Origin of the sequence: Salifodinibacter halophilus (assembly GCA_012999515.1) — a bacterium.
GTDB classification, from domain to species: Bacteria; Pseudomonadota; Gammaproteobacteria; order Nevskiales; family Salinisphaeraceae; genus Salifodinibacter; species Salifodinibacter halophilus.
The window spans coordinates 1-272 of the sequence record JABEEB010000254.1 but is presented as its reverse complement, the minus strand read 5'-3'; the positions used below and the strand labels follow the sequence as shown (position 1 = coordinate 272).

1 protein-coding gene is annotated in these 272 nt (G+C 70.2%); it reads left to right on the top strand.

Features of this window, described 5'->3' with window-relative positions:
• Positions 1–272, top strand: a 272-nt coding sequence (locus HKX41_11545; protein ID NNC24766.1) for a prolyl oligopeptidase family serine peptidase, incomplete at both ends; no start/stop codon positions are given.

Below are 272 nucleotides of genomic sequence, written 5' to 3'. Positions count from 1 at the left end.
GGCGATTTCGCCGATCCGCAGATCGACGACCATGTCGCCGCGATCGAGCAACTCGCGCAGCGTTTTCCCGGCATCGACCTCGGCCGCGTCGGCGTTTACGGCCATTCCTTCGGCGGCTACGTCTCCACCCGGGCGATGCTGCACCGGCCGGATGTCTACAAGGTCGCGGTGTCCTCGGCCGGCCCGCACAACTACCAGGGCATGTACGGCGGCGGCGTCAACGGCCTGGAACGGCTGCTCGCCGGCCCGCCGGACTACGGCGACGGCCGCCG